Source organism: Streptomyces sp. HUAS MS02 (assembly GCF_055702265.1).
In genome coordinates this window covers 459975-478831 of the sequence record NZ_CM146747.1, presented here as the reverse complement: position 1 = coordinate 478831, position 18857 = coordinate 459975, and the positions used below count along the sequence as shown (strand labels likewise).

At 73.7% G+C, this 18857-nt stretch carries 15 protein-coding genes; 6 read left to right on the top strand and 9 right to left on the bottom strand.

Annotation, left to right across the window (positions count from 1 at the left end; genetic code table 11):
- The first annotated feature begins 67 nt into the window (after positions 1-67).
- A complete protein-coding gene (locus tag ACZ9QC_RS02135) occupies positions 68-1141 on the top strand; it encodes an enoyl-CoA hydratase/isomerase family protein (RefSeq protein WP_472918518.1) in 1074 nt (357 codons plus the stop codon).
- 90 nt (positions 1142-1231) lie between these two features.
- Complete coding sequence (locus tag ACZ9QC_RS02130) at positions 1232-1693, top strand: GNAT family N-acetyltransferase (RefSeq protein ID WP_472921981.1); 462 nt, start codon at positions 1232-1234, stop codon at positions 1691-1693.
- Positions 1694-1718: 25 nt separating this feature from the next.
- Here the strand turns inward: ACZ9QC_RS02130 and hemC are convergent, their stop codons facing one another.
- The 4 genes from hemC to ACZ9QC_RS02110 all read right to left on the bottom strand — a co-directional run bounded on the left by hemC (position 1719) and on the right by ACZ9QC_RS02110 (position 8005).
- Positions 1719-2651, bottom strand: a complete 933-nt coding sequence (hemC, locus tag ACZ9QC_RS02125; RefSeq protein WP_472918517.1) for a hydroxymethylbilane synthase — start codon at positions 2649-2651, stop codon at positions 1719-1721.
- Positions 2652-2736: 85 nt separating this feature from the next.
- On the bottom strand, positions 2737-5010 hold the full coding sequence (locus ACZ9QC_RS02120; protein WP_472918516.1) for a bifunctional serine/threonine-protein kinase/ABC transporter substrate-binding protein: 2274 nt from the start codon (positions 5008-5010) through the stop codon (positions 2737-2739).
- The gene (locus tag ACZ9QC_RS02115) at positions 5010-7391 is read right to left on the bottom strand and encodes a bifunctional serine/threonine-protein kinase/ABC transporter substrate-binding protein (RefSeq protein WP_472918515.1); all 2382 of its coding nucleotides are present in this window, start codon (positions 7389-7391) and stop codon (positions 5010-5012) included. Before ACZ9QC_RS02115 ends, ACZ9QC_RS02120 begins: the two co-directional genes overlap by 1 nt.
- Positions 7391-8005 (bottom strand): hypothetical protein, encoded by a 615-nt coding sequence (locus ACZ9QC_RS02110; protein ID WP_472918514.1) that lies wholly within the window; start codon positions 8003-8005, stop codon positions 7391-7393. The genes ACZ9QC_RS02115 and ACZ9QC_RS02110 overlap by 1 nt, the downstream gene beginning before the upstream one ends.
- Before the next feature lie 494 nt (positions 8006-8499).
- On the opposite strand from ACZ9QC_RS02110, the gene ACZ9QC_RS02105 reads away from it, so the two are divergent.
- Genes ACZ9QC_RS02105 through ACZ9QC_RS02095 form a run of 3 tightly spaced genes read left to right on the top strand, consistent with a single transcriptional unit; the run spans position 8500 to position 11517 of the window.
- Positions 8500-9948, top strand: a complete 1449-nt coding sequence (locus tag ACZ9QC_RS02105; RefSeq protein WP_472918513.1) for a phytoene desaturase family protein — start codon at positions 8500-8502, stop codon at positions 9946-9948.
- Complete coding sequence (locus tag ACZ9QC_RS02100; RefSeq protein WP_472918512.1) at positions 9945-10883, top strand: fatty acid desaturase family protein; 939 nt, start codon at positions 9945-9947, stop codon at positions 10881-10883. Before ACZ9QC_RS02105 ends, ACZ9QC_RS02100 begins: the two co-directional genes overlap by 4 nt.
- Positions 10873-11517, top strand: coding sequence for a TetR/AcrR family transcriptional regulator (locus tag ACZ9QC_RS02095; RefSeq protein WP_472918511.1), 645 nt, complete (start codon positions 10873-10875; stop codon positions 11515-11517). Before ACZ9QC_RS02100 ends, ACZ9QC_RS02095 begins: the two co-directional genes overlap by 11 nt.
- A 42-nt stretch (positions 11518-11559) precedes the next feature.
- Here ACZ9QC_RS02095 and ACZ9QC_RS02090 read toward each other — a convergent pair whose 3' ends face one another.
- Both ACZ9QC_RS02090 and ACZ9QC_RS02085 read right to left on the bottom strand, forming a co-directional pair.
- The gene (locus tag ACZ9QC_RS02090; protein WP_472918510.1) at positions 11560-13779 is read right to left on the bottom strand and encodes a SpoIIE family protein phosphatase; all 2220 of its coding nucleotides are present in this window, start codon (positions 13777-13779) and stop codon (positions 11560-11562) included.
- A 643-nt stretch (positions 13780-14422) separates the two neighbouring features.
- Positions 14423-15622, bottom strand: a complete 1200-nt coding sequence (locus tag ACZ9QC_RS02085) for a PucR family transcriptional regulator (protein ID WP_472918509.1) — start codon at positions 15620-15622, stop codon at positions 14423-14425.
- Positions 15623-15772: 150 nt separating this feature from the next.
- Between ACZ9QC_RS02085 and ACZ9QC_RS02080 the strand changes: the two genes are divergently transcribed.
- Positions 15773-17260, top strand: a complete 1488-nt coding sequence (locus ACZ9QC_RS02080; protein ID WP_472918508.1) for a long-chain-fatty-acid--CoA ligase — start codon at positions 15773-15775, stop codon at positions 17258-17260.
- Between the two features lie 9 nt (positions 17261-17269).
- On the opposite strand, the gene ACZ9QC_RS02075 is transcribed toward ACZ9QC_RS02080, so the two are convergent.
- From ACZ9QC_RS02075 to ACZ9QC_RS02065, 3 genes are all read right to left on the bottom strand, one after another.
- Positions 17270-17620: a VOC family protein gene (locus ACZ9QC_RS02075; RefSeq protein ID WP_472918507.1), complete on the bottom strand. Its 351-nt coding sequence runs from the start codon at positions 17618-17620 to the stop codon at positions 17270-17272.
- A gap of 155 nt (positions 17621-17775) precedes the next feature.
- Positions 17776-18252: an iron chaperone gene (locus ACZ9QC_RS02070; protein ID WP_472918506.1), complete on the bottom strand. Its 477-nt coding sequence runs from the start codon at positions 18250-18252 to the stop codon at positions 17776-17778.
- Positions 18253-18328: 76 nt separating this feature from the next.
- Positions 18329-18802, bottom strand: coding sequence for a pyridoxamine 5'-phosphate oxidase family protein (locus ACZ9QC_RS02065; RefSeq protein ID WP_472918505.1), 474 nt, complete (start codon positions 18800-18802; stop codon positions 18329-18331).
- Positions 18803-18857 lie beyond the last annotated feature (55 nt).

Sequence of the window (18857 nt, the reverse complement as noted above, 5' to 3'; positions counted from 1 at the left end):
TCTCCAGCGCGCTCGGGGTGCCGGCAAGCCCGGGGCGACGACCGGCAGTCGCGAGGGAGGCGGTTCGATGACCGGCGGGCAGGAACCCGTGCTGCTGCACACCGTCGGGCGGGCCGCCCACATCACCCTCAACCGACCGAAGGCCCTCAACGCCCTCAACCACGCCATGGTGCGCCGCGTCGACGAGGCACTCACCGCCTGGGAACACGACCCGGCCGTGGAGACCGTCGTCGTCACCGGGGCGGGGGAGCGGGGACTGTGCGCGGGCGGCGACATCCGCGTCGTCCACGACGACGCCCGCGACGGGGACGGCACCGCCTCGGCGGCGTTCTGGCGCGACGAGTACCACCTCAACGCCCGCATCGCCCGCTATCCCAAGCCGTACGTCGCCGTCATGGACGGCATCGTGATGGGCGGCGGCGTCGGCATCTCCGCGCACGGCAGCGTCCGCGTCGTCACCGAACGCTCGCGGATCGCCATGCCCGAGACCGGCATCGGCTTCGTCCCGGACGTCGGCGGCACGCACCTCCTGGCCCGTGCCCCGGGCGAACTCGGCACCCTCCTCGCGCTCACCGGCACGGCGATCGGCGCCGGCGACGCCCTGCTGTGCGGGCTCGCCGACCACTACGTACCGTCCGCGTCACTCGGCGCGCTCCTCGACGACCTCGCCGAACTGCCCGCCCGGGACGCCGTCGCCCGGCACGTACGGCAGCCGCCGCCGGCCGAGTTGCGGGAACGACAGGCATGGATCGACGCCTGCTTCGCCGCCGACACGGCCGAGGAGATCGTCCGGCGACTGCTCGCCCACGGCGACCCGGCCGCGAAGGAGACCGCCGAGACCCTGCTGGCCAAGTCCCCGACCGCCGTCAAGGTCACCCTCACCGCCGTGCGGCGGGCCCGAGGCTTCGGCTCCCTGGAACAGGCGCTGGACCAGGAGTACCGCGTCTCCTGCGCCGCCCTGGCCACCGCCGACCTCGTCGAGGGCATCCGCGCCCAGGTCGTCGACAAGGACCGCCGCCCCCGTTGGAACCCGCCGACGCTCACCGACGTCACCGAGGCCGACGTGCACCGCTTCTTCAGCCCGCTCGGCGAGCGTGAGCTGGGCCTCCGCTCCGGCCGCACCGATCACGACAACACCTAGGCTGCCACCGTGACCCCCCACGTCCCCCACACCACCCAGGCCCTCCGTATCCGACCCGGCGGCCCGGCCGACGCCCCGGCCATCCTCCGTATGCTCGACGCGGCGGTGGCGTGGATGAACGCGCGCGGCAACACCGAGCAGTGGGGCACGATCCCGTACTCGCGGCGACCCGACGGCCCGTCACGCGTCGAGCGCTACACGACCGAGAACTCCCCGTACATCGCGGAGTGGGACGGCACACCCGTCGGAGCAATGGTCCTGGACTCCGGCCCCAGCCCGCAGATGCCGATCCCCCCGGCCGACGAGCCCGAGCGGTACGTCCGCCTTCTCGTCTCCGACCGCCACCGAGCCGGCCATGGCATCGGCGCGGCCCTCCTGTCCCACGCCGTCGACGAGACCCGCCGCGCCGGCGTGGGACTCCTGCGCGTCGACTGCTGGGCGGGCGACGACGGCCGTCTCGTCGCGTTCTACGAACGCAACGGCTTCACCCCGACCACGCCCTTCCGCTCCGGCACCTGGCCGGGCCAGGTACTGGCCCGCAGACTCGACTGACCGCAGGGCCGGGCGCCGACGCGGATCAGTGCGGGATGCCGTCGATGAGGTCGCGGGCGCCCTGGCGGAGCAGTGCCACCGCTACGGAGGTGCCGAGGGTCGCGGGGTCGAGGCGGCCCGCCCATTCGTGGGCGTTGAGGACCGTCTTGCCGTCGGGTGTGAACACCGAGGCCCGCAGGGAGAGTTCGCCGTTGCGCTCGGTGCGGGCGAAGCCGGCGATGGGGCTGTTGCAGTGGCCCTGCAGCACGTGCAGGAACATCCGCTCGGCGAGCGTCTCGCGGTGGGTGTCCGGATCACCGAGCCCGCTGACCGTGTCGATGGTGTCGGTGTCGTCCTCCCGGCACTGCAGCGCCAGGACGCCCGCGCCGATCGGCGGCATCATCGTCTCGACGGACAGGATCTCGCTGATCACGTCCGCACGGCCGATCCGCTCCAGCCCGGAGACGGCCAGCAGCAGCGCGTCCGCCTCGCCCGCGGCCAGCTTCTCCAGCCGGCGGTTGGCGTTCCCGCGGAACGGTACGCAGTCCAAGTGCGGGTGGGAGGCGGCGAGTTGCGCGGTACGCCGTACGGAGGAGGTGCCGATACGGGTTCCGGCGGGCAGCTCGTCCAGGGTGCGTCCGGCGGGGTCCACGAGCGCGTCCCGGATGTCGTCCCGCTTCAGGAACGCCGCGAACATCGTGCCGGCCGGGAGGGGCCGGTCGGCGGGGATGTCCTTCACACAGTGCACGGCGAGATCGGCCTCGCCCGCGACGAGCGCGGCGTCGACCTCCTTGGTGAAGGCCCCCTTGCCCTCGACCTTGGAGAGATCACCCATCCACTTGTCCCCGGTCGTCTTCACGGGGACCACCTCGGTGCGCAGCGCCGGGTGGAGCACGGCGAGTTCGGCGCGTACGCGCTCCACCTGCGCCAGAGCCATGGGCGAGTCTCGGGAGACGATACGAATCAGGTCCTGCGACATGAAGGCACGATAGCCCCTCGGGACGGGCCCGCATGACCACAACGGCCCCGGGGCCCGACCCGACCGCCGCCCTCGCACATCTGTGTCATACATCCGCCTGCTGGTACTGCCCGAGAAAGTCGAACTCCCCTTCGGTCACGCGGTACAGGAACAGCGCGTCGTGGTTGTATCCGTTGTCCGCGGTGTACGCGACGGTGCGGCTGATGCCGGTGTACGACACCTCCCGCATACGCCGCACGATCGCGCCGCGCTCCCGCAGGGCCGTGCCCCCGCTCGCGCACGCCTCGGCCAGGAACAGCACCGCGTCGTACGCCTCCGCCGCGTACCGGCCCGGCCGCTTTCCGTACCGGGCCTCGTACGCCTCGGTGAAGGAACGAGCCGCCGGGACGGCCGTCGGATCGATGAAGGCGGTGGCGAGGACCCAGCCGTCGGCCGCCGGGCCCGCGCGCTCCAGGAACCGTGTGCCGAAGGCCCGTTGGGTGGCGACCCGGGCACCGGAGAACCCGGCCTCGCGCAGGGCGGCGGCGAACGCGCCCGCCCGTTCCTGCCCTCCGCTGAACACGACCGCGTCCGACCCGGCCGCGACCACCCGCCGGGCGAGCGCGGCGTGGTCGAGCTTCCCGGCGGCGACACTCGTGACGCTGGTGTCCCTGCCGTCGCGGCCGAGCCTCCGCTGGATGTAGTTGCACAGGGTCCAGGCGAAGTCGCCCTCGGCCCGGTCCTCGACCAGGAACACCTTGCGGGCGTCGGCCTCGCCCGTCAGATACACGTTGCACGGGGCCGCGAGCAACTCGTCACTCGGTGAGAGCTGCGCGTGAGAACGAAGCGTGGACGGACCCGCGTCCCTGACCTGGGAGCCCACCCCCACGGACACGGAGACGACGGGCAGCACGGCCCGCGTGTACGCGGTCTCCGCGGCGAGGAAACAGGGGTCCGTGGTCGGTCCCAGCACCGCGAGGACCCGCCGGTCCTTCGCCAGCCGGGTCGCCCGGTCCAGGGTCCGGTCGGGCTCGCCCCCGTCGTCGTACGCGCGCAGCGTCAGCCGGAGCGGACGGTCGTCGTCGGCGTTCACGTGTGCGACGGCCAGCCGGGCGCCGTCGAGCTGGGCTCGCCCGGTCTCCCCGGTCGCTCCGGACAGGTCGCCCTGGAAGGCCACGACGAGTTCGGCGCGCGGGCCGGACGAGGGGGAGCCGCCCGCGCCGGCCTTCCGTTCGCCCCGGTCACGCCACCACCAGGCCCCGCCGCCGACCGCGAGGAGTCCGGCAGCCGCCCCAGTGGAGCCGAGCGCCAGGAAACCCCGGCGACTCGTGCCCCGGGCCCGCGCCTGCTTCTGCGCCTCGCCTTCCGGCCCGCTGAGCGACGTCACCGTCACCATGTCCGGGTTCGCCGACGCCGGTGCGGATGCCGATGCCGAAGCGGGAGACGCCGAAGCGGGGGACGCCGGCGCGGTCACCCGGGTCGGCTCGATCGCCCCCATCGCCAGCACCGCCGCCGACCGCTCCGCGATCAGCCGGGTCACCGGCTCCGGCAGCCACCGCTCCCGGTCGGCCGGCACGGCCGCGTCCAGGGCAGCGCCGACCTCGGTGGCGGTGGGCCGGCGCGCCGGGTCCTTGTCCAGACACGCCCGGACGACCGGCTCCAGCGCCTGCGGGATCCCGGGGAGTTCCGGCTCGTCGTAGACCGTGCGCAGCAGCACCCCGGCGGCCGCGCCGGTGCCGAACGGCCGGACGCCGGTCGCGGCGAACGCCAGGACGCAGCCCAGCGAGAAGACATCGCTGGGCGGGCCGATCCCGGCGCCGCGCGCCCGCGCCTGTTCGGGCGACAGGAAGCCGGGGGAGCCCACGATGACGCCGGTGGACGTGAGTGCCGTGCCCTCCGGTGCGCGCGCGATACCGAAGTCGATCAGGCGCGGGCCGTCCGGGGCCAGCAGCACATTGCCCGGCTTGACGTCGCGGTGCACCAGTCCCGCCCGGTGGACCGCGTCGAGCGCCTCGGCGAGCCGCGACCCCAGCACGGACACCGCTTCGGGGGACCAGGGTCCGTGTTCCTCCAGTGTCTCGGAGAGCGACGGGCCCGGTACGAACGGGGTCGCGAGCCACGGGTCCTCCGCGTCGGCGTCCGCGTCCAGCAGGGGGACCACCCAGGGGCTCTCCACCTGCCGGGCCACGTCGATCTCCCGGCGGAACCGGGCCCGGAACCCCGCGTCGTCGGCGTGGGAGGCCCGCACGACCTTGACCGCGGCGAAGGCCCCGCCGGGGGCACGGGCCAGGAAGACGACGCCCATGCCGCCGGCGCCGAGCCGCCGCAGCAGGCGGTAGTCGCCCAGCCGCGACGGATCGGCGGTGCGCAGCGGCTCCATCAGGCGGTCAGCGGCGCGGGGCCGCCGTACACGAACGCCCCGTCCGCCACGCGCCAGAGGTAGCCGCCGGTGCCGTCGATGACGGGCAGACCGTTCTTCTGGAAGCCGTACGTCCGGGTGACGCCCTGGAACTTGGCGGCCCGCAGCGCGGCGAGCAGTTCCTCGCGGGTACGGCTCTTGGCCGGGAGGCCCGCGAGGGAGGTGAGCACCATCGACGTCACGTCGTAGGCCTCCGCCGCGTACCGGGGCGGCACCTTCTTCCACCGCTTCCGGTAGGCGGCCACGAACTTCTTCGCCTCGGGGACCTCCGACGGGTCGACGACCGGTGCGACGATCGTCCACCCGTCGGCGGCTTCCTCGGCCGCCGTGAGGAAACGGGGGTCGAGCAGAGCCGGTCCGGCGGCGCGGGCGCCGGTGAAACCGCGCTCGCGCAGCGTCCGGGCGAACGAGGCGGCCCGGTCGGACAGTCCGGCGAAGGCGAAGGAGTCGATGTCGGCGGCCAGCAGGTCGTCCACCGTGTCCCCGAAACCCGACCGCATGGTGCTCACCACGCGGGGTACGTACGGCTGACCGGCCCGCCGCAGCTGCTGGCTCAGATTGGCGCTGACCTCCCAGCCGTAGTTGTCGGCCGCCCGGTCGACGACCACACCGACCCTGCGGGGCCGGGTGCTCCGCAGGAAGGCGTCCATGTAGAACGGCAGCAGGGAGTCGGGCAGGCGGGCGTGCAGGAACGAACGGAAGCCCTGCACGGACAGGGAGATGGCGCCGGGGGACACCGCGACGACGGGCAGCAGGGCGGCGTCGTAGGCCGCCAGCGCGGACTGGGCGGCCGCGTCCGTGGTCGGGCCGACCACGGCGAGGACGGCGGGATCGTCGGCGAGCCGCTTCGCCACCCGGGCGGACTCGGCCGGGTCGCCGGCGTCGTCCTCGGCCCGCACCTCCACCCGGAAGGGCGCGTCGCGTCGGGCGTTGAACTCCGCGACGGCGAGCCGCAGTCCGTTCTCCTGGGCCTTTCCGGTGTCCCGCGCGTCGCCGCTGAGGTCGCCGTGCAGCGCGACGGTGTAGGCGGGTCGTTTCGAGGGGGCGGACGCGGACGGCTTCCCGTCCCCCGAACCGTCGTCCCGGCCCAGGGTCCACCAGGTCGCGCCGCCGCCCGCGGCGAGCATTGCGCCCGCGCCGCCGAGGAGGACACGACGCCTCGCGGGGGCCGCCCGGCTGTCAGTGGCTGCGACAGGCACGGTGTCGGCGGAGCCGGAGCTGGAGCTGGAGCCGGGCGTCGCGGGATCGCGGGGGCCGGGGAGGCCGCTGTCCGGCATGGTGGTGGACAACACGGAGACGGGTGCGGCCTGCGAGGCGGCGTCCGCGCCGGAGGGGGCGGTGGAGATCTCGGTGCGGTCGATGTCCGGCAGCGCGAGCGCCTCGGTCGAGCGCCGGGCGATCAGCCGGACCACCTCGTCGGGCAGCCAGGACCCCAGGGGGGCGCCGCTCGCGTCGGCGGGGGCATCGGCGGGGGCATCAGCGGGCTCGGCCGAGGCTTCGACGGCGTCGGTCTCGGCGTCGGCTTCGGCGGCCCCCTCGGGCAGCAGCTCCCGTATCAGCTCCGTCACCTCGGGGCGGGCGGCCGGATCCTTCTCCAGGCAGCGGGACAGCAGTTCGCCGAGCGGTGCCGGTACGCCGTCGAGGTCTGCCGGATCGTGCACGGCCCGGTAGAGGAGGGCGTCGAGCGCCCCCGTGCCGAACGGCGGCCGGCCCGTCGCCGCGAACGCCAGGACACAGCCGAGGGAGAACACGTCGCTGGGAGCGCCGACGGCCAGGCCGCCACGCCCCTCGGCCTGCTCCGGAGAGAGGTAGCCGGGCGTACCGACGACGAGCCCGGTCGCGGTGAGTCCGCTGTCCTCGGGCGCCCTGGCTATGCCGAAGTCGATGAGCCGGGGCCCGTCCGCCGCCAGCAGGACGTTGCCGGGCTTGAGGTCCCGGTGGACCAGCCCCGCCCGGTGCACCTCGCCCAGGGCCTGCGCCAGCCGGCCGCCGAGGACCCGCAGCCCGTGCTCGCCGAGCGGTCCGTACGCGGCCACGGCCTCGGCCAGGGAGGGGCCGGGCACGTACGCCGTCGCCAGCCACGGCGCCTCCGCGTCCGCGTCGGCGCCGATCAGCGGGACCGCCCAGGGACTGCTGACGCGCCGGGCCACCTCCACCTCGCGCCGGAACCGCTCCCGGAAGCCCGTGTCCTCGGCGTACTCCGCCGCCAGCACCTTCAGCGCCACCAGCGAACCGGCCGACGTACGGGCGAGGTACACCACGCCCATGCCGCCGGCGCCGAGCCGGCCGAGCAGCCGGTGGTCGGCGATCCGCGCCGGGTCGGACGAACGCAGCCGTTCCATCAGCCCTCACCCCCGCCCAGTTCGTACCTCACCCGGTCGAGCATGGTGGTGGTGCCGCGCGTCATGAACTGCTCCAGTTCGGCGACGGTGTAGCCCTCGGCGCCCTTGATCGACACCGTCATGGTGACCGGCCCGAGCCGGGTCACCATCCACCGGTAGAACGCCTTGCCGGTGCCGGTGAGATAGACGCCCGTCTCCAGGACCGAGTCGTCGGCGTAGTTGTTGCCGCGCATCCCGAGAGGGGTGCCCACGGACATCAGTTCCGCGATCCGCTCGTCGGCGCGCACCTGCTGCTCGGGGCAGCGCAGCGCCTCCTCCAAGGTCGCGGACACATGGTCGTCGGCATCGAGCACCGCCGTGTGCACCGTCACCGTCGCGGTCACCCGGATCGTGCCGCGCTTTCCGGTGCCGGGCAGTTGGCTGTACAGGGACAGAGAGGCCAGTACGTCGTCGGGGAGCGCCGTGCGCTGCCACCGGCACTGGTCGTCGAGCAGCGCGATGGTTCCCTCGGCGCTGCGGGCGAGCGGCTGGGCCTCGAAACCCGCGCCCCAGTCCTTCGGCCGCATCGCGACCGCCTCCGCCAGCGCGGCGCCGTCCCGCCTGGCGCGCGGCACGCGATCCGGGTCCGCCACGAACGGTGTGGCGGACGCCGACGCAGTCGGCTCCGCGCCCTCCGCCGAGACCTGCCCGGACGCGGATGCGGAAGGCGTCGCCGACCCGGACGCCGTGGGTTCGGACGTGTCCGCCCGCTCCGTCGCCCCCGCGCTGCACCCGCCGAGGAACACCGCCGCGACGGCCCCCGACGCGGCGGCCCTCAGCCGCCAACGACCTCTTCGCCCAGCCCTTTTGTCGTCCAACACCCGCCCCCTCCACCGCGATACCCCGTGCGTGACCGGTGATCGTACAGAGGTACGCATTCCCGGCGTGAGTGGTTCCCGCGAGTCTCTTCGCACATGCCCGAACCATTGACGCGGAGGCTGAACCACCCCATTCTGAACGGATGTTCAGAACGAGTGTTCAGAACGCGCGCCGGACGGTGGCCGATTGTGGTGACGGTCGTCGACGCACCCACGCCGATGTGGTGGTGATCGGCGGCGGAATGGCGGGCATGGCCACGGCGCTGCGCCTCCAACGGGCCGGTCTGTCCACGATCGTCCTGGAGGCGCACGGCCACGCGGGCGGCTGCGCCGGCTACTACCGCAAACGCGGATTCTCCTTCGACGTCGGCGCGACGACGCTGGTCGACTTCGGCCCCGGAGGCGTCGGCGGCGAACTCCTTGCCGCCGTCGGGACACCACCGCTGGACGCCGAGGAACTCCCCGGCTACCGGGCCCATCTGCCGGACCGTCAGGTAGTGCTCCACCGCGACCGGGCCGCCTGGCACGCCGAACGGCTGCGCCGGCTCGGTGACAGTGCACGGCACCGCGCGTTCTGGGACCTGCTCGACGGCCTCGCCGACACGTTCTGGCGGGCCAGCCGGGCGGGCGTACGGCTGCCGATCCGGGGTCCCGCCGACGCCCTCCACGACCTCCGGGCGGTCGGCTGGTCCGGGCTCCCGTACGCCCGTCATCTGAACCGGACGCTGGGTGACGCGCTGCGCGACCATGGCCTGCGCGCGGACGCCGCCCTGGTCGGACTGCTCGCCATGCTGGTCGAGGACACCGTCCACACCGGGGTCGACGACGCGCCCCTCATCAACGCGGCGCTCGGGGTGACCATCCGGGGCGCGGGCCTCAGCAGACACCACGGCGGCATGCACGGTTTCTGGCGGGTGCTGGTGACCCGCTACCGGGAGCTGGGCGGCACACTGCGGACCGCCTGCCGTGTCTCGCGGGTCCGGGGCGCGCCCGGCGCCTTCGAGGTGACGACCCGTCAAGGTCCTTTCCAGGCACGGCGGATCGTGTGCGCGGTACCGGCGGCCACCACCGCCACGATCTGCGCGGGGCTGCCGGTGGCCCGCCGGCTCCGCGGCTATCTGGAACGCGACGCGGACTCCCTCGGCGGCGCGGTGGTCGCTTTCCTCGGGGTCCCCGAATCCGAGGTCTCTGTACAGGAGTTGACGCATCATCAGCTACTGGACTCGTACGACCGCCCCCTGGGTGACGGCAACAACATGTTCGTCTCCGTGTCCGCGCCCGGAGACACCCTCAGCGCACCGCCCGGCCATCGCGCCGTGATGCTCTCGACCCACACCGACCTTGCCGACTGGCGAGACCTCGACGCGGCCGAGTACGGGCAGCGCAAGAAGGAGGCCGGGGAGCGGCTCCTCTCCCTCGCGCGGCGCGCGTACCCACGACTCGGCGAGCGCGCCGTCTTCGCCGAGACGGGGACACCCCGCAGCTACGAGCGGTTCGCCTTCCGCCCGGAGGGCGCGGTCGGCGGCGTACGCCAGCGCCTCTCCAACACCAACCAGCACGCCGTACCGCACGACCTCGGGGGCCCCGGCCTGTGGCTGGTCGGCGACACGACCTGGCCCGGCCTCGGCACGGTCGCCTGCGTGCTGGGCAGCCGGATCGTCGCCGAGGGACTGCTGAAGGAGAGGAGACGCGCGGGATGACCACATCCGACAGCCCTGATGTGAGCGGCTCGAACGACTCGGACGACTCGGACGACTGCAATGGCGCGAACGGCGCGAACGGCGCGAACGGCGCGAACGGTTCGGCCGGTTCGGCCGGTTCGCGTGGCCGCCTTGAGAACCCCCCGGCCCCGGGCCTGCCCACCCTCGCCGAACTCGGCGACGACCTGCTCGTCACCACGCGGCGGCAGCGGATCGTCGCGCTGGTCCGGCCGGGCGTCGGCGTCCTGCTGTTCGCGGGCGCGGTGTGGCTCGGCTGGTGGTGGCTGACGCCCCTGATCGTGTTCGGGATCTTCGTCGCGGTCGTGACCGTCACCCACGACGTGGTGCACCGCACGATCGGCCTGTCCCCACGGGCCACCGACTGGGCGCTGTTCGCGATGGGGCTGGCCCTGCTGGAGAGCGGGCACGCCTACCGGGCCACGCACACCCAGCACCACCGGCTCTTCCCGCACCCCGACGACCCGGAGGGCCACCCCGCCGAACTGTCCCTCGTGGGCGCGATCTGCTACGGCCCCGTCTTCCTCGTACGTCTCTGGCTCTGGTCCTACCGGCGGGGCCGTGACCGCCGCTGGCTGCTGGCGGAGGCGACGGCCCCGTTCGCCGCGCTCACCGGGGGAGTGCTGCTCCTGCCGTACAACCCGGGACTTCTGGTCTATACGGTGATGGCGATCGTCGGAAGCTGGGTGTACCCGCTCCTGACGGTGTATCTGCCGCACCACGACTACGGAGACACCCCGTTGACGCAGACCCGCACCCTGCGCGGGAGGATCATCCCCGCCGTCTTCCTGGAACTCACGTACCACCTGGAGCACCACCTGTACCCGAGGGTGCCCAGTCACCAGCTGCCGGAGCTGGCCCGCAGGCTCGAAGGCCACTTCGCCGCGCACGGGGTACGGCCGGTGCGTGTTGTCTGAGCAGCGAGGCCCCCGGGGAACGCAGGACGGCCGCGGCACCCGTGACCGGGTCCTGGAGGCCGCCCTGTCCTGTCTCGTCCGCCACGGTCACGGCGGGACCACCGCCCGGGCGATAGCCCAGGTCGGCGGCTTCGCGCCCGGGGTGATCTACTACCACTTCGCGGACCTGGACGACCTGTTGGTGGCGGCGCTGGAACGGACCAGCGGGGACCGCATCGACCGTTACCGTGCCGAACTGTCCGGCCTGGACCGTGCCGTGCCCGTGGTCGCGCGGCTGCGCGAGCTGTACGACGAGGACGGCGGCACCGGGCACATCGCCGCCGTCCAGGAGCTGTACGCCGGGGCGCGGCCGGGGACGCGGCTGGCCGCCCAACTGGCCCTGGAGACCCGCAAATGGGAGGACCTGGCCGAGGAACTGCTGACGGCCCTGCTGCGCGGCAAGCCCCTGGCGTCCGTGGTCCGGGTACGGGTCCTGGCCGGCGCGGCCGTGGCCTTCTACCTCGGGATGGAGACCCTCACCCACCTCGACGGCGACCGCTCCCGTCCGGAGACCCTGTTCGCCCAAGGGGCCCGCCTCGCCGCGATCTTCGACCGCGTGCCCCGTATGAAGCGACGCGCACGCGGGGCGAGATGAGCAAGGACCGCCGCCGGGGCAATGGGCTGGGTGATCCAGTGATCACGCATGTGAACTGGCTGTGGCGGTGGGGTGGATGAGGAGCAGGGCGATGTCGTCGCTGCGCGGTGCCGAGCGGCGGGCGTGCCGGACGAGGGAATCCGCGACGGCGTCCATGGCGTGCGGGCCGGAGAGGTCGGAGCGCGCGAGGGCGCGAGCCAGGTCGTCGACCGCGTCCTCGATGTCGATGCCGGGGGCCTCGACGAGCCCGTCCGTGTAGAGGGCCAGGACGGACCCGGGCGGCAGCGGGATCTCGGTGGACGCGTAGTCGGCGTCGGCGTCGATGCCGAGGAGGAGCCCCGGGGGCAGGGGGAGGGGTTCGGTGCGGCCGTCGGGGTGGCGCAGCAGCGGGGGCGGGTGCCCGGCGCTCGCGAGGCAGGCGGTGTGCGCGCCCAGGTCGAGGTGGACGTAGAGGCAGCTGGTGAAGAGGTCGGGGTCGAGGTCGGTCAGGAGCCGGTTCGTCCTGGCGAGCACCCCGTCGGGGGCCGTGCCGGCATTCGCGTGGACGGCGGTGCGGACCTGCCCCATCAGCGCGGCGGCGTTGACGTTGTGCCCCTGCACGTCCCCGATGGCCGCGGCGGCCGTGGTGGGGCCGAGCCGGATGAGGTCGTAGAAGTCGCCGCCCACGTCCATGCCGCGGGTGGCCGGGAGATAGCGCGCGGCCACGTCCAGCCCGGCGACCCGGGGCAGGGTGTGCGGCAGCAGCCCCGCCTGGAGGTTGTGGGCGAGCTGGTGCTTGGTGTCGTACAGCCGTGCCCGGTCCAGGGCCTGGGCGATCAGCCCGGCGGTGGAGGTGAGGACGGCGCGCTCCTCCGGCGTGAAGTGATGGGGCTGTTCGTAGGCCAGGACGAGGGAGCCGACCGGCCGCCCCGAGGTGATCAGCGGGAGGAACGCCCAGGCGCCCATCGCGTCCTGGAGGACGGCCGGGGGATAGGCCCGCTTCAGCTCGGCGAACGTGGCGAAGAAGGCGGGGACACCCGTGGTCAGGGCGTGCACGGCGGGGGTGTCCGAGGTGAGCGGGGCGGCGTCCAGGCGTTCCATCAGCTCGGTGGTGTAGCCGCGGTAGCCGGTGATCCGCAGTCGGCCGTCCTCCGCCGTCATCAGGGCCAGGGCGGCCGCGCCGAACGCCGGCAGGATCTGGTCGGCGACCTGGTCGACCACGTCGCGCACCCCGACGGCCTCGGTGAGCGTCGCGGCCAGGTGCATCAGGTGGTACAGGTTGGTGGCCCGCCCCGCGGAGGGAACGGCGGGCGGACCCGACCTGGTGGACGGGGAGGTCGGTGCGTGGGCGTGCGCCGAGTGGGTGGGCGCGATGCGCACGCTGATGCCGGAGGCGTCCGGCACCAGGCGGAAGGACAGCCAGCGGTCCGGTGGGCGCAGGGCGATGAACGACACCGTCTCGCGGCTGAACATGGCCGCCCGGTAGCTGTCCTCGGCGATCGGGTTGGCGCCCAGCCAGCGCAGCGCCTCCCACGGTTTGGCGCCGAGCAGCTCGGGGATGCCGCCGCCGAGCAGCTCGGCGGCCTCGGTGTTGAGAAAGGAGATCCGCCCGTCCACGTCCAGCGAGCAACTGCCGCCGGGGAGGCGCTCGGCGAAGTCGACCGCCGCCTGCGCCTCGGCCGGTCCCGCGAGCCTGCGCCGCAGCGGGGGCAGCATCACCGGCTCGGCGGCGGGCCGGACCGGGTGACCGTCGTCCGCCGCCTTCCGCAGGAGCAGTCCCAGCCTGTGACAGGCGCCGGCGATCTCCTCCCGCTCCCGGGGGCTCGGCCGGGGCGGGTGCGAGGCCGGCCAATGCAGCACCAGACCGCCCCAGATGTCGTCCCCCGTGGTGATGGGGGCGGCGGCCAGTGTGAAGCGGTAGGGCACGACCAGCGCCAGCCGTGGATAGCGACGCGCCAGCTCCTCCTGGCCGCTCACCCACACCAGCCGCCGCTCCCGTACGGCGTCGGACACAGGGGAAGACGTTTTCACCGGCACCCGTGCCCACGGCATGGAGATCTCCCACGGGACACCGCCCAGCACGGCCAGCTGCAGCACGGGCTCGTCCGGCCGCAGCAGATAGACCGCCGCCACCGAGGTGCCGCTCCCCCGGGCGACCTCGATCAGGGCGGACTGCAGCGGCTCCGGACCGACGGTGGTGGGACCAGGCACAACCTCACCCGCCCCGGACCGGCCCGACGGAGCGGACAGGCAGCCGTCGAACGTCACCCATATGCGGACCATACGCCCACGCCGGGGCGACGGCACGCGGATGGGGCAGCCGCTCGGCCGCCGCTCCGGGGCACGGCTCCGCAGGGCGCCGCACCGCGCAGAACGCCGACGCTCGTCGCCGTGCAGCCCGCCGACGCGCGTTGCCGCGCAGACCGTCGACGTGGCGACCGCCGACCAGCCGGCCCGCCCGCCCTACCCGTCGGCCCGCTGCCCTTGCCCGCCGGCCATGTCCGCCGGCCGGTCGGTCCGCCTGTCCTGTCCGCCGCCCGGTGGCCATGTGAGTCGGCCGGTCGTTCCCCCGGCCCGGTGCCCCTGTCCGCCGCCGCTGACCGTCGGCCAGTCGATCCGCCGGTCGGTCGGTCCGGCATCCGGTTGGTCCGTCTGCCCTGTCCGCCGCCCCGCTGGCCCCGTCCGCAGCCCCGTCGATCCGCCGCCTCGTCGATCCCTGGTCGGTCGGTCCGCCGACCCGTCGATCCGCCGGCCGGTCGGTCCGCCTGCCCGCCGCCCCGGTCCGTCGTTCCGGCGGCCGGCAGGTCCGGCCCAGGTCCGGCAGGTCCGGCCCAGGTCCGGCAGGTCCGGCCCAGGTCCGGCAGGTCCGGCAGTCAGTCAGTCCGCCTTCTCGCCTGGTCGGGGCCCCGGCCTCCCGGTCGCGCGCTCAGCTCACCTCGGTGGGCGGGTGTTCCGTCGGCTCCGTGCCCCGGTCGCGTACGGCCAGCAGGGCCGTGCCGATGTGTGCCACCGCCCGTGGGTCGGAGAGGGACCGGGACGTCAGCTCCTCGACGCGGCGCAGCCGGTACCGCACGGTGTTGGGGTGCACGAACAGGCTCCGGGCGGCGTCCGTGGCCGAACCCGCGGCGGTGAACCAGTGCTCCAGGGTCCGCAGCAGACGCGCCCGCTCCGCGACCGGGAGGTCGAGCACGGGCCGCAGGACCACCTCCACCAGGTGCGCCGCCTCGGCCGGCGCGGCGGCGACCACCATGGCCAGCGGGTCGTCGTCGAACAGCGCCACGCCGGGACCACCGCCCCGCAGCCCGGCCAGCGCGAGCCGGGCGAACCGCAGCGCCTGCGGGGTGTCGCGCAGGGAGTGGAAGCTCGGGCTGACGCCCACCCGGGCGCGGGTCCGGCGCAGGACGCCCAGGCAGGTGCCCTCCGCCGTCGCCGTGGGCAGGGCGATCAGACCGATCTGCTGGTCGGGCAACAGCCTCCAGGCGGAGGGGAGTTGGGCCTGACGCAGCCCGGCCTCGACCCCCGCCAGCGGCTCCTCGCCCGGCGCGCCGGCCGCCGCCGCGGCGACCGCGTAGGGCCCCCGCTCGGGCAGCCCCAGCTCGCGGGCGGCCTCCCACAGCGTGGTCCGGTCGGCGATGACACCCGTGAACAGCGCCTCCACCAGCGCCGACCGCCGGGCCTGGCCCCGTGCGGTCAGCTCGGCCGCCGTCTCCCGGTAGGCCGCCGCGACCGCCTCCGCGTACCGGCCGAACAGCGCCCAGATCTCCGCAGACTTCGCCACCAGCTGGTCGTCGGACACCTCCGGATGGGTTCGCGCCTCCGCCACGATCTCCGTCCACAGCAGTTCGAAGCCGACCCGGTACGCGTGCAGGGTGTCCGCCAGCGGTACACCCTGCTCGGCACGGACGCGCCCCGTCTCACGGGCCGGGCTCGGGTCCGCGGTGGCACCCGCGCGGAGGTGGTTGAGGATCAGGTCCGCGTTGGCCGTGCACGAGCGGCGCAGCGAGTCGAAGGGGATCAGCGACTCGTCGTCGTAGGCGTCGACGTCCGACCGGATGCGCCCCGCGATCCGCTCACCCAGTTCCGGCAGTCTGGAATGCAGCGCCGCCGCCACGCCCGAGATGTCCATCTCCGCAGCCTAACGGCCCTGTTTTGTTCCCCCGGACAACCCCGGGCGGCAGGCGCTGTCGTACGGCCCATAGGCCGCCGCCGCGTGTGGCAGCACGATGTCGGGCAGGTGAACGGCGGATTTCGACGGCGACTTTCGTGGAGGCGGGGCATGGCCAATCTGGCGGAGTACCTGGTGGAGACGGCACAGCGGCAGCCGGGGCGTCCGGCGCTGCGGCTGGGCGACCAGGTGACCGGCTACGCGGAGCTGGACCAGCGCAGTGCCCGCGCCGCCGCGCTGCTGAGGGCCGAGGGTGTACGGCCGGGGGACCGCGTCGCCCTGATGCTGCCGAACGTGCCCGAGTTCGTCGTCCTGTACTACGGCGTGCTGCGCGCCGGAGGCGTCGTCGTCCCCATGAACCCGCTGCTGAAGACGCGAGAGACCGCGTACCACCTGACCGATTCCGGAGCGGTGCTGCTGTTCGAATGGCACCAGGCGCCGGGCGAGGGCGCGCGAGGCGCGGCCGACGCGGGTGTGCGGCACGCCGCCGTCGAGCCCGCGGCGTTCGCGCGGGCGCTGGCCGGACACGAGCCGCTGCCCGGCGTCGCCGAGACGGCGGACGACGACGTGGCCGTGCTGCTGTACACCTCCGGCACCACCGGCCGCCCCAAGGGCGCCACGCTCACCCACGGCGGACTGCGGCACAACACCGAGGTCAACACGGTCCATGTGCAGCGGATGACACCGCAGGACGTGGTGGTGGGCTGTCTGCCGCTGTTCCACATCTTCGGCCAGATCTGCACCATGAGCGTGGCCGTGCGGGCCGGCGCCTCGCTCACCCTCATCCCGCGCTTCGAGCCGCAAGCCGTGCTGGAGGCCATCGCGCGGGACGGGGCCACGGTCTTCGAGGGCGTGCCGACGATGTACGCGGCGCTGCTCCAGCATCCGGCGCGGACCGACGTGTCGACGCTGCGGATGTGCGTCTCCGGCGGAGCCTCGCTGCCGGTGGAGATCCTGCACGGCTTCGAACGGCGCTTCGGCTGCGCGGTGCTGGAGGGCTTCGGCATGTCCGAGACCAGCCCGGTGGTCACCTTCAACCACCCCGACCGACCCCGCAAGGCCGGCTCCATCGGCACCCCGATCAAGGACGTGGAGGTGCGACTGCTGGACGACAAGGGCCAGGACGTCGCGCCCGGCGAGGTCGGTGAACTGGCCGTACGGGGGCCGAACGTGATGAAGGGGTACTGGAACCGGCCCGAGGAGACGGCGGCCGCGATCCCGGACGGCTGGCTGCGCAGCGGCGACCTCGCGCGGCAGGACGAGGACGGCTATCTGTACATCGTCGACCGCAAGAAGGACATGATCATCCGCGGTGGCTACAACGTCTACCCGCGCGAGATCGAGGAGACCCTGCACGAACACCCGGCCGTCGCCCTGGCCGCCGTCGTCGGGGTGCCGCACGACCACCTGGGCGAGGAGATCGCGGCCGCGGTCGTCCTGCGGCCCGGCGCCCACGCCACCCCCGACGAGCTGCGGGAGTTCGTCAAGGACCGGGTCGCCGCGTACAAGTACCCGCGCGAGGTGTGGCTCATGGACACCCTGCCGACCGGCCCCAGCGGCAAGATCCTCAAGCGGGAGATCACCGCACCGATCGGATGACCCGACGCCTCATTGCCGCAGGGCCGGACCGCCGCCGAGCCCGATCTCGTTCCCGTCCGGGTCGTGGTACGTGAACTTGCGGACGCCGTTGGCGTAGGTCTCGCGGCTGCTGGGCTCCAGCCCCCGCCCGGTGATCCCGGCGACCCGGGCGTCGAGGTCGTCCACGAAGACGGTGTGCAGCGCGTGGCCGGCCCGTCCGGGCCGGTGCTCGATGTACACGTAGCGGTGCTCCGCCAGCTCCCACACCGCCTCCGTGTCGTTCGGGAAGAACGTCGGCGGGGAGCCCAGCAGGCGCTCGTACCAGGAGAGCGCCGCTGTGTAGTCGTTCACCGGGATACCTGCGAAGAGGACGACGGCCATGCGGCCATCGTAGGGGGCGACGGCTCTGACGGGACGTACGTGATCATGTCGCGGCCCCGCCCGGTGACCTTGACGGCGGCGCACCGAGCGGGGCCCGGCGGATGCGCGGCGCGGACCTTGTGGGTCGGCTGTTTGGGCGCAGGCGCTCCTCGTGCTCAGCCCGCCGCTCTGCGGACGAGCTCGACGATCCGTGCCTCCGTGTCGTCCGTCAGCTCCGTCAGGGCGTACGTGGTCGGCCACAGGGGGCCCTCGTCGAGGTGGGCCTGGTCGCTGAAGCCGAGGGTGGCGTACCGACTCTTGAACTTCTGCGCACTCTGGAAGAAGCAGACGACCTTGCCGTTCCTGGCGTACGCGGGCATGCCGTACCAGAGCTTCGGCGCGAGGTCGGGCGCGGCCCCGCCGACGATCCGGTGGATCCCCTCGGCGAGAGCACGGTCCGCGTCGTCCATCGCGGCGATCTTGGCGAGCACGTCGCTCTCCCCGTCCGCCCGGGTGGCACGTGCTCCGCGACGGGCGGTCGTCTTCAGGTCCCGCGCGTGCTCCCGCATCGCCTCGCGCTCCTCGGCGGTGAACCCGTCGAACTTCTTCTCGGCCGTGCTGCTGCTCGGGGTGGACTTCCGGGTGTTCGTCATGGCGGTCTGCCTTCCTCGTACCGTCTGCTTGTTGTTCGTGTGGGTGTGGGTGTGGGTGTGTGTGGGCGGGGGCGGTTCAGCCCAGCCAGCGGCCGTCGCGCATCAGCTCACGCCCCCTCAACTCGTCCGCCTCGCGCCAGGCTTGAACCCGGACCGGGGTGACGCGGAACCAGAGGTAGGACGTGGCGGAGACCCGGGGGTCGAAGCCGGCGCGCGCGGCGAACCGGTCGGCCTGCTCCGTCGGCAGCGCGTCGACCGGGAGCACCTCCACCACGCCCTCGATCATGGACACGTCGCGGGTGGGGCCCAGCCCGAGCCGGGTGGTCCGTGTCGCGGCCAGGTTCCTGCCGGTCGGACTGTCGCCCGGGGTCGCCATCAACAGCGTCTCGCCGTCCCAGTCGAAGGACAGCGGAACCAGATACGGCACACCGTCCGCCGAGGCACTGGCCACCCAGACATCGGCGTCGTGGGCGAGCCGGTGCTCCGTGTCGCCGCGACGCACCGCGCGAGGGCGGGGGCCGGCGGTCGGGGCTGCGGGCGAACCGGTCATGGTCACTCCTGTGTCGCTGAGGCTTGCGGGGACGGTGGCCGCGACCGGCCCGAGG

Bases quoted from the DNA above. Each gene is read 5' to 3' on its own strand.
- ACZ9QC_RS02135 (WP_472918518.1), top strand. From the start codon at position 68: ATGACCGGCGGGCAGGAACCCGTGCTGCTGCACACCGTCGGGCGGGCC.
- ACZ9QC_RS02130 (WP_472921981.1), top strand. From the start codon at position 1,232: ATGCTCGACGCGGCGGTGGCGTGGATGAACGCGCGCGGCAACACCGAG.
- hemC (WP_472918517.1), bottom strand. From the start codon at position 2,651: ATGTCGCAGGACCTGATTCGTATCGTCTCCCGAGACTCGCCCATGGCT.
- ACZ9QC_RS02120 (WP_472918516.1), bottom strand. From the start codon at position 5,010: ATGGAGCCGCTGCGCACCGCCGATCCGTCGCGGCTGGGCGACTACCGC.
- ACZ9QC_RS02115 (WP_472918515.1), bottom strand. From the start codon at position 7,391: ATGGAACGGCTGCGTTCGTCCGACCCGGCGCGGATCGCCGACCACCGG.
- ACZ9QC_RS02105 (WP_472918513.1), top strand. From the start codon at position 8,500: ATGGCCACGGCGCTGCGCCTCCAACGGGCCGGTCTGTCCACGATCGTC.
- ACZ9QC_RS02100 (WP_472918512.1), top strand. From the start codon at position 9,945: ATGACCACATCCGACAGCCCTGATGTGAGCGGCTCGAACGACTCGGAC.
- ACZ9QC_RS02090 (WP_472918510.1), bottom strand. From the start codon at position 13,779: ATGGTCCGCATATGGGTGACGTTCGACGGCTGCCTGTCCGCTCCGTCG.
- ACZ9QC_RS02085 (WP_472918509.1), bottom strand. From the start codon at position 15,622: ATGGACATCTCGGGCGTGGCGGCGGCGCTGCATTCCAGACTGCCGGAA.
- ACZ9QC_RS02080 (WP_472918508.1), top strand. From the start codon at position 15,773: ATGGCCAATCTGGCGGAGTACCTGGTGGAGACGGCACAGCGGCAGCCG.
- ACZ9QC_RS02075 (WP_472918507.1), bottom strand. From the start codon at position 17,620: ATGGCCGTCGTCCTCTTCGCAGGTATCCCGGTGAACGACTACACAGCG.
- ACZ9QC_RS02070 (WP_472918506.1), bottom strand. From the start codon at position 18,252: ATGACGAACACCCGGAAGTCCACCCCGAGCAGCAGCACGGCCGAGAAG.
- ACZ9QC_RS02065 (WP_472918505.1), bottom strand. From the start codon at position 18,802: ATGACCGGTTCGCCCGCAGCCCCGACCGCCGGCCCCCGCCCTCGCGCG.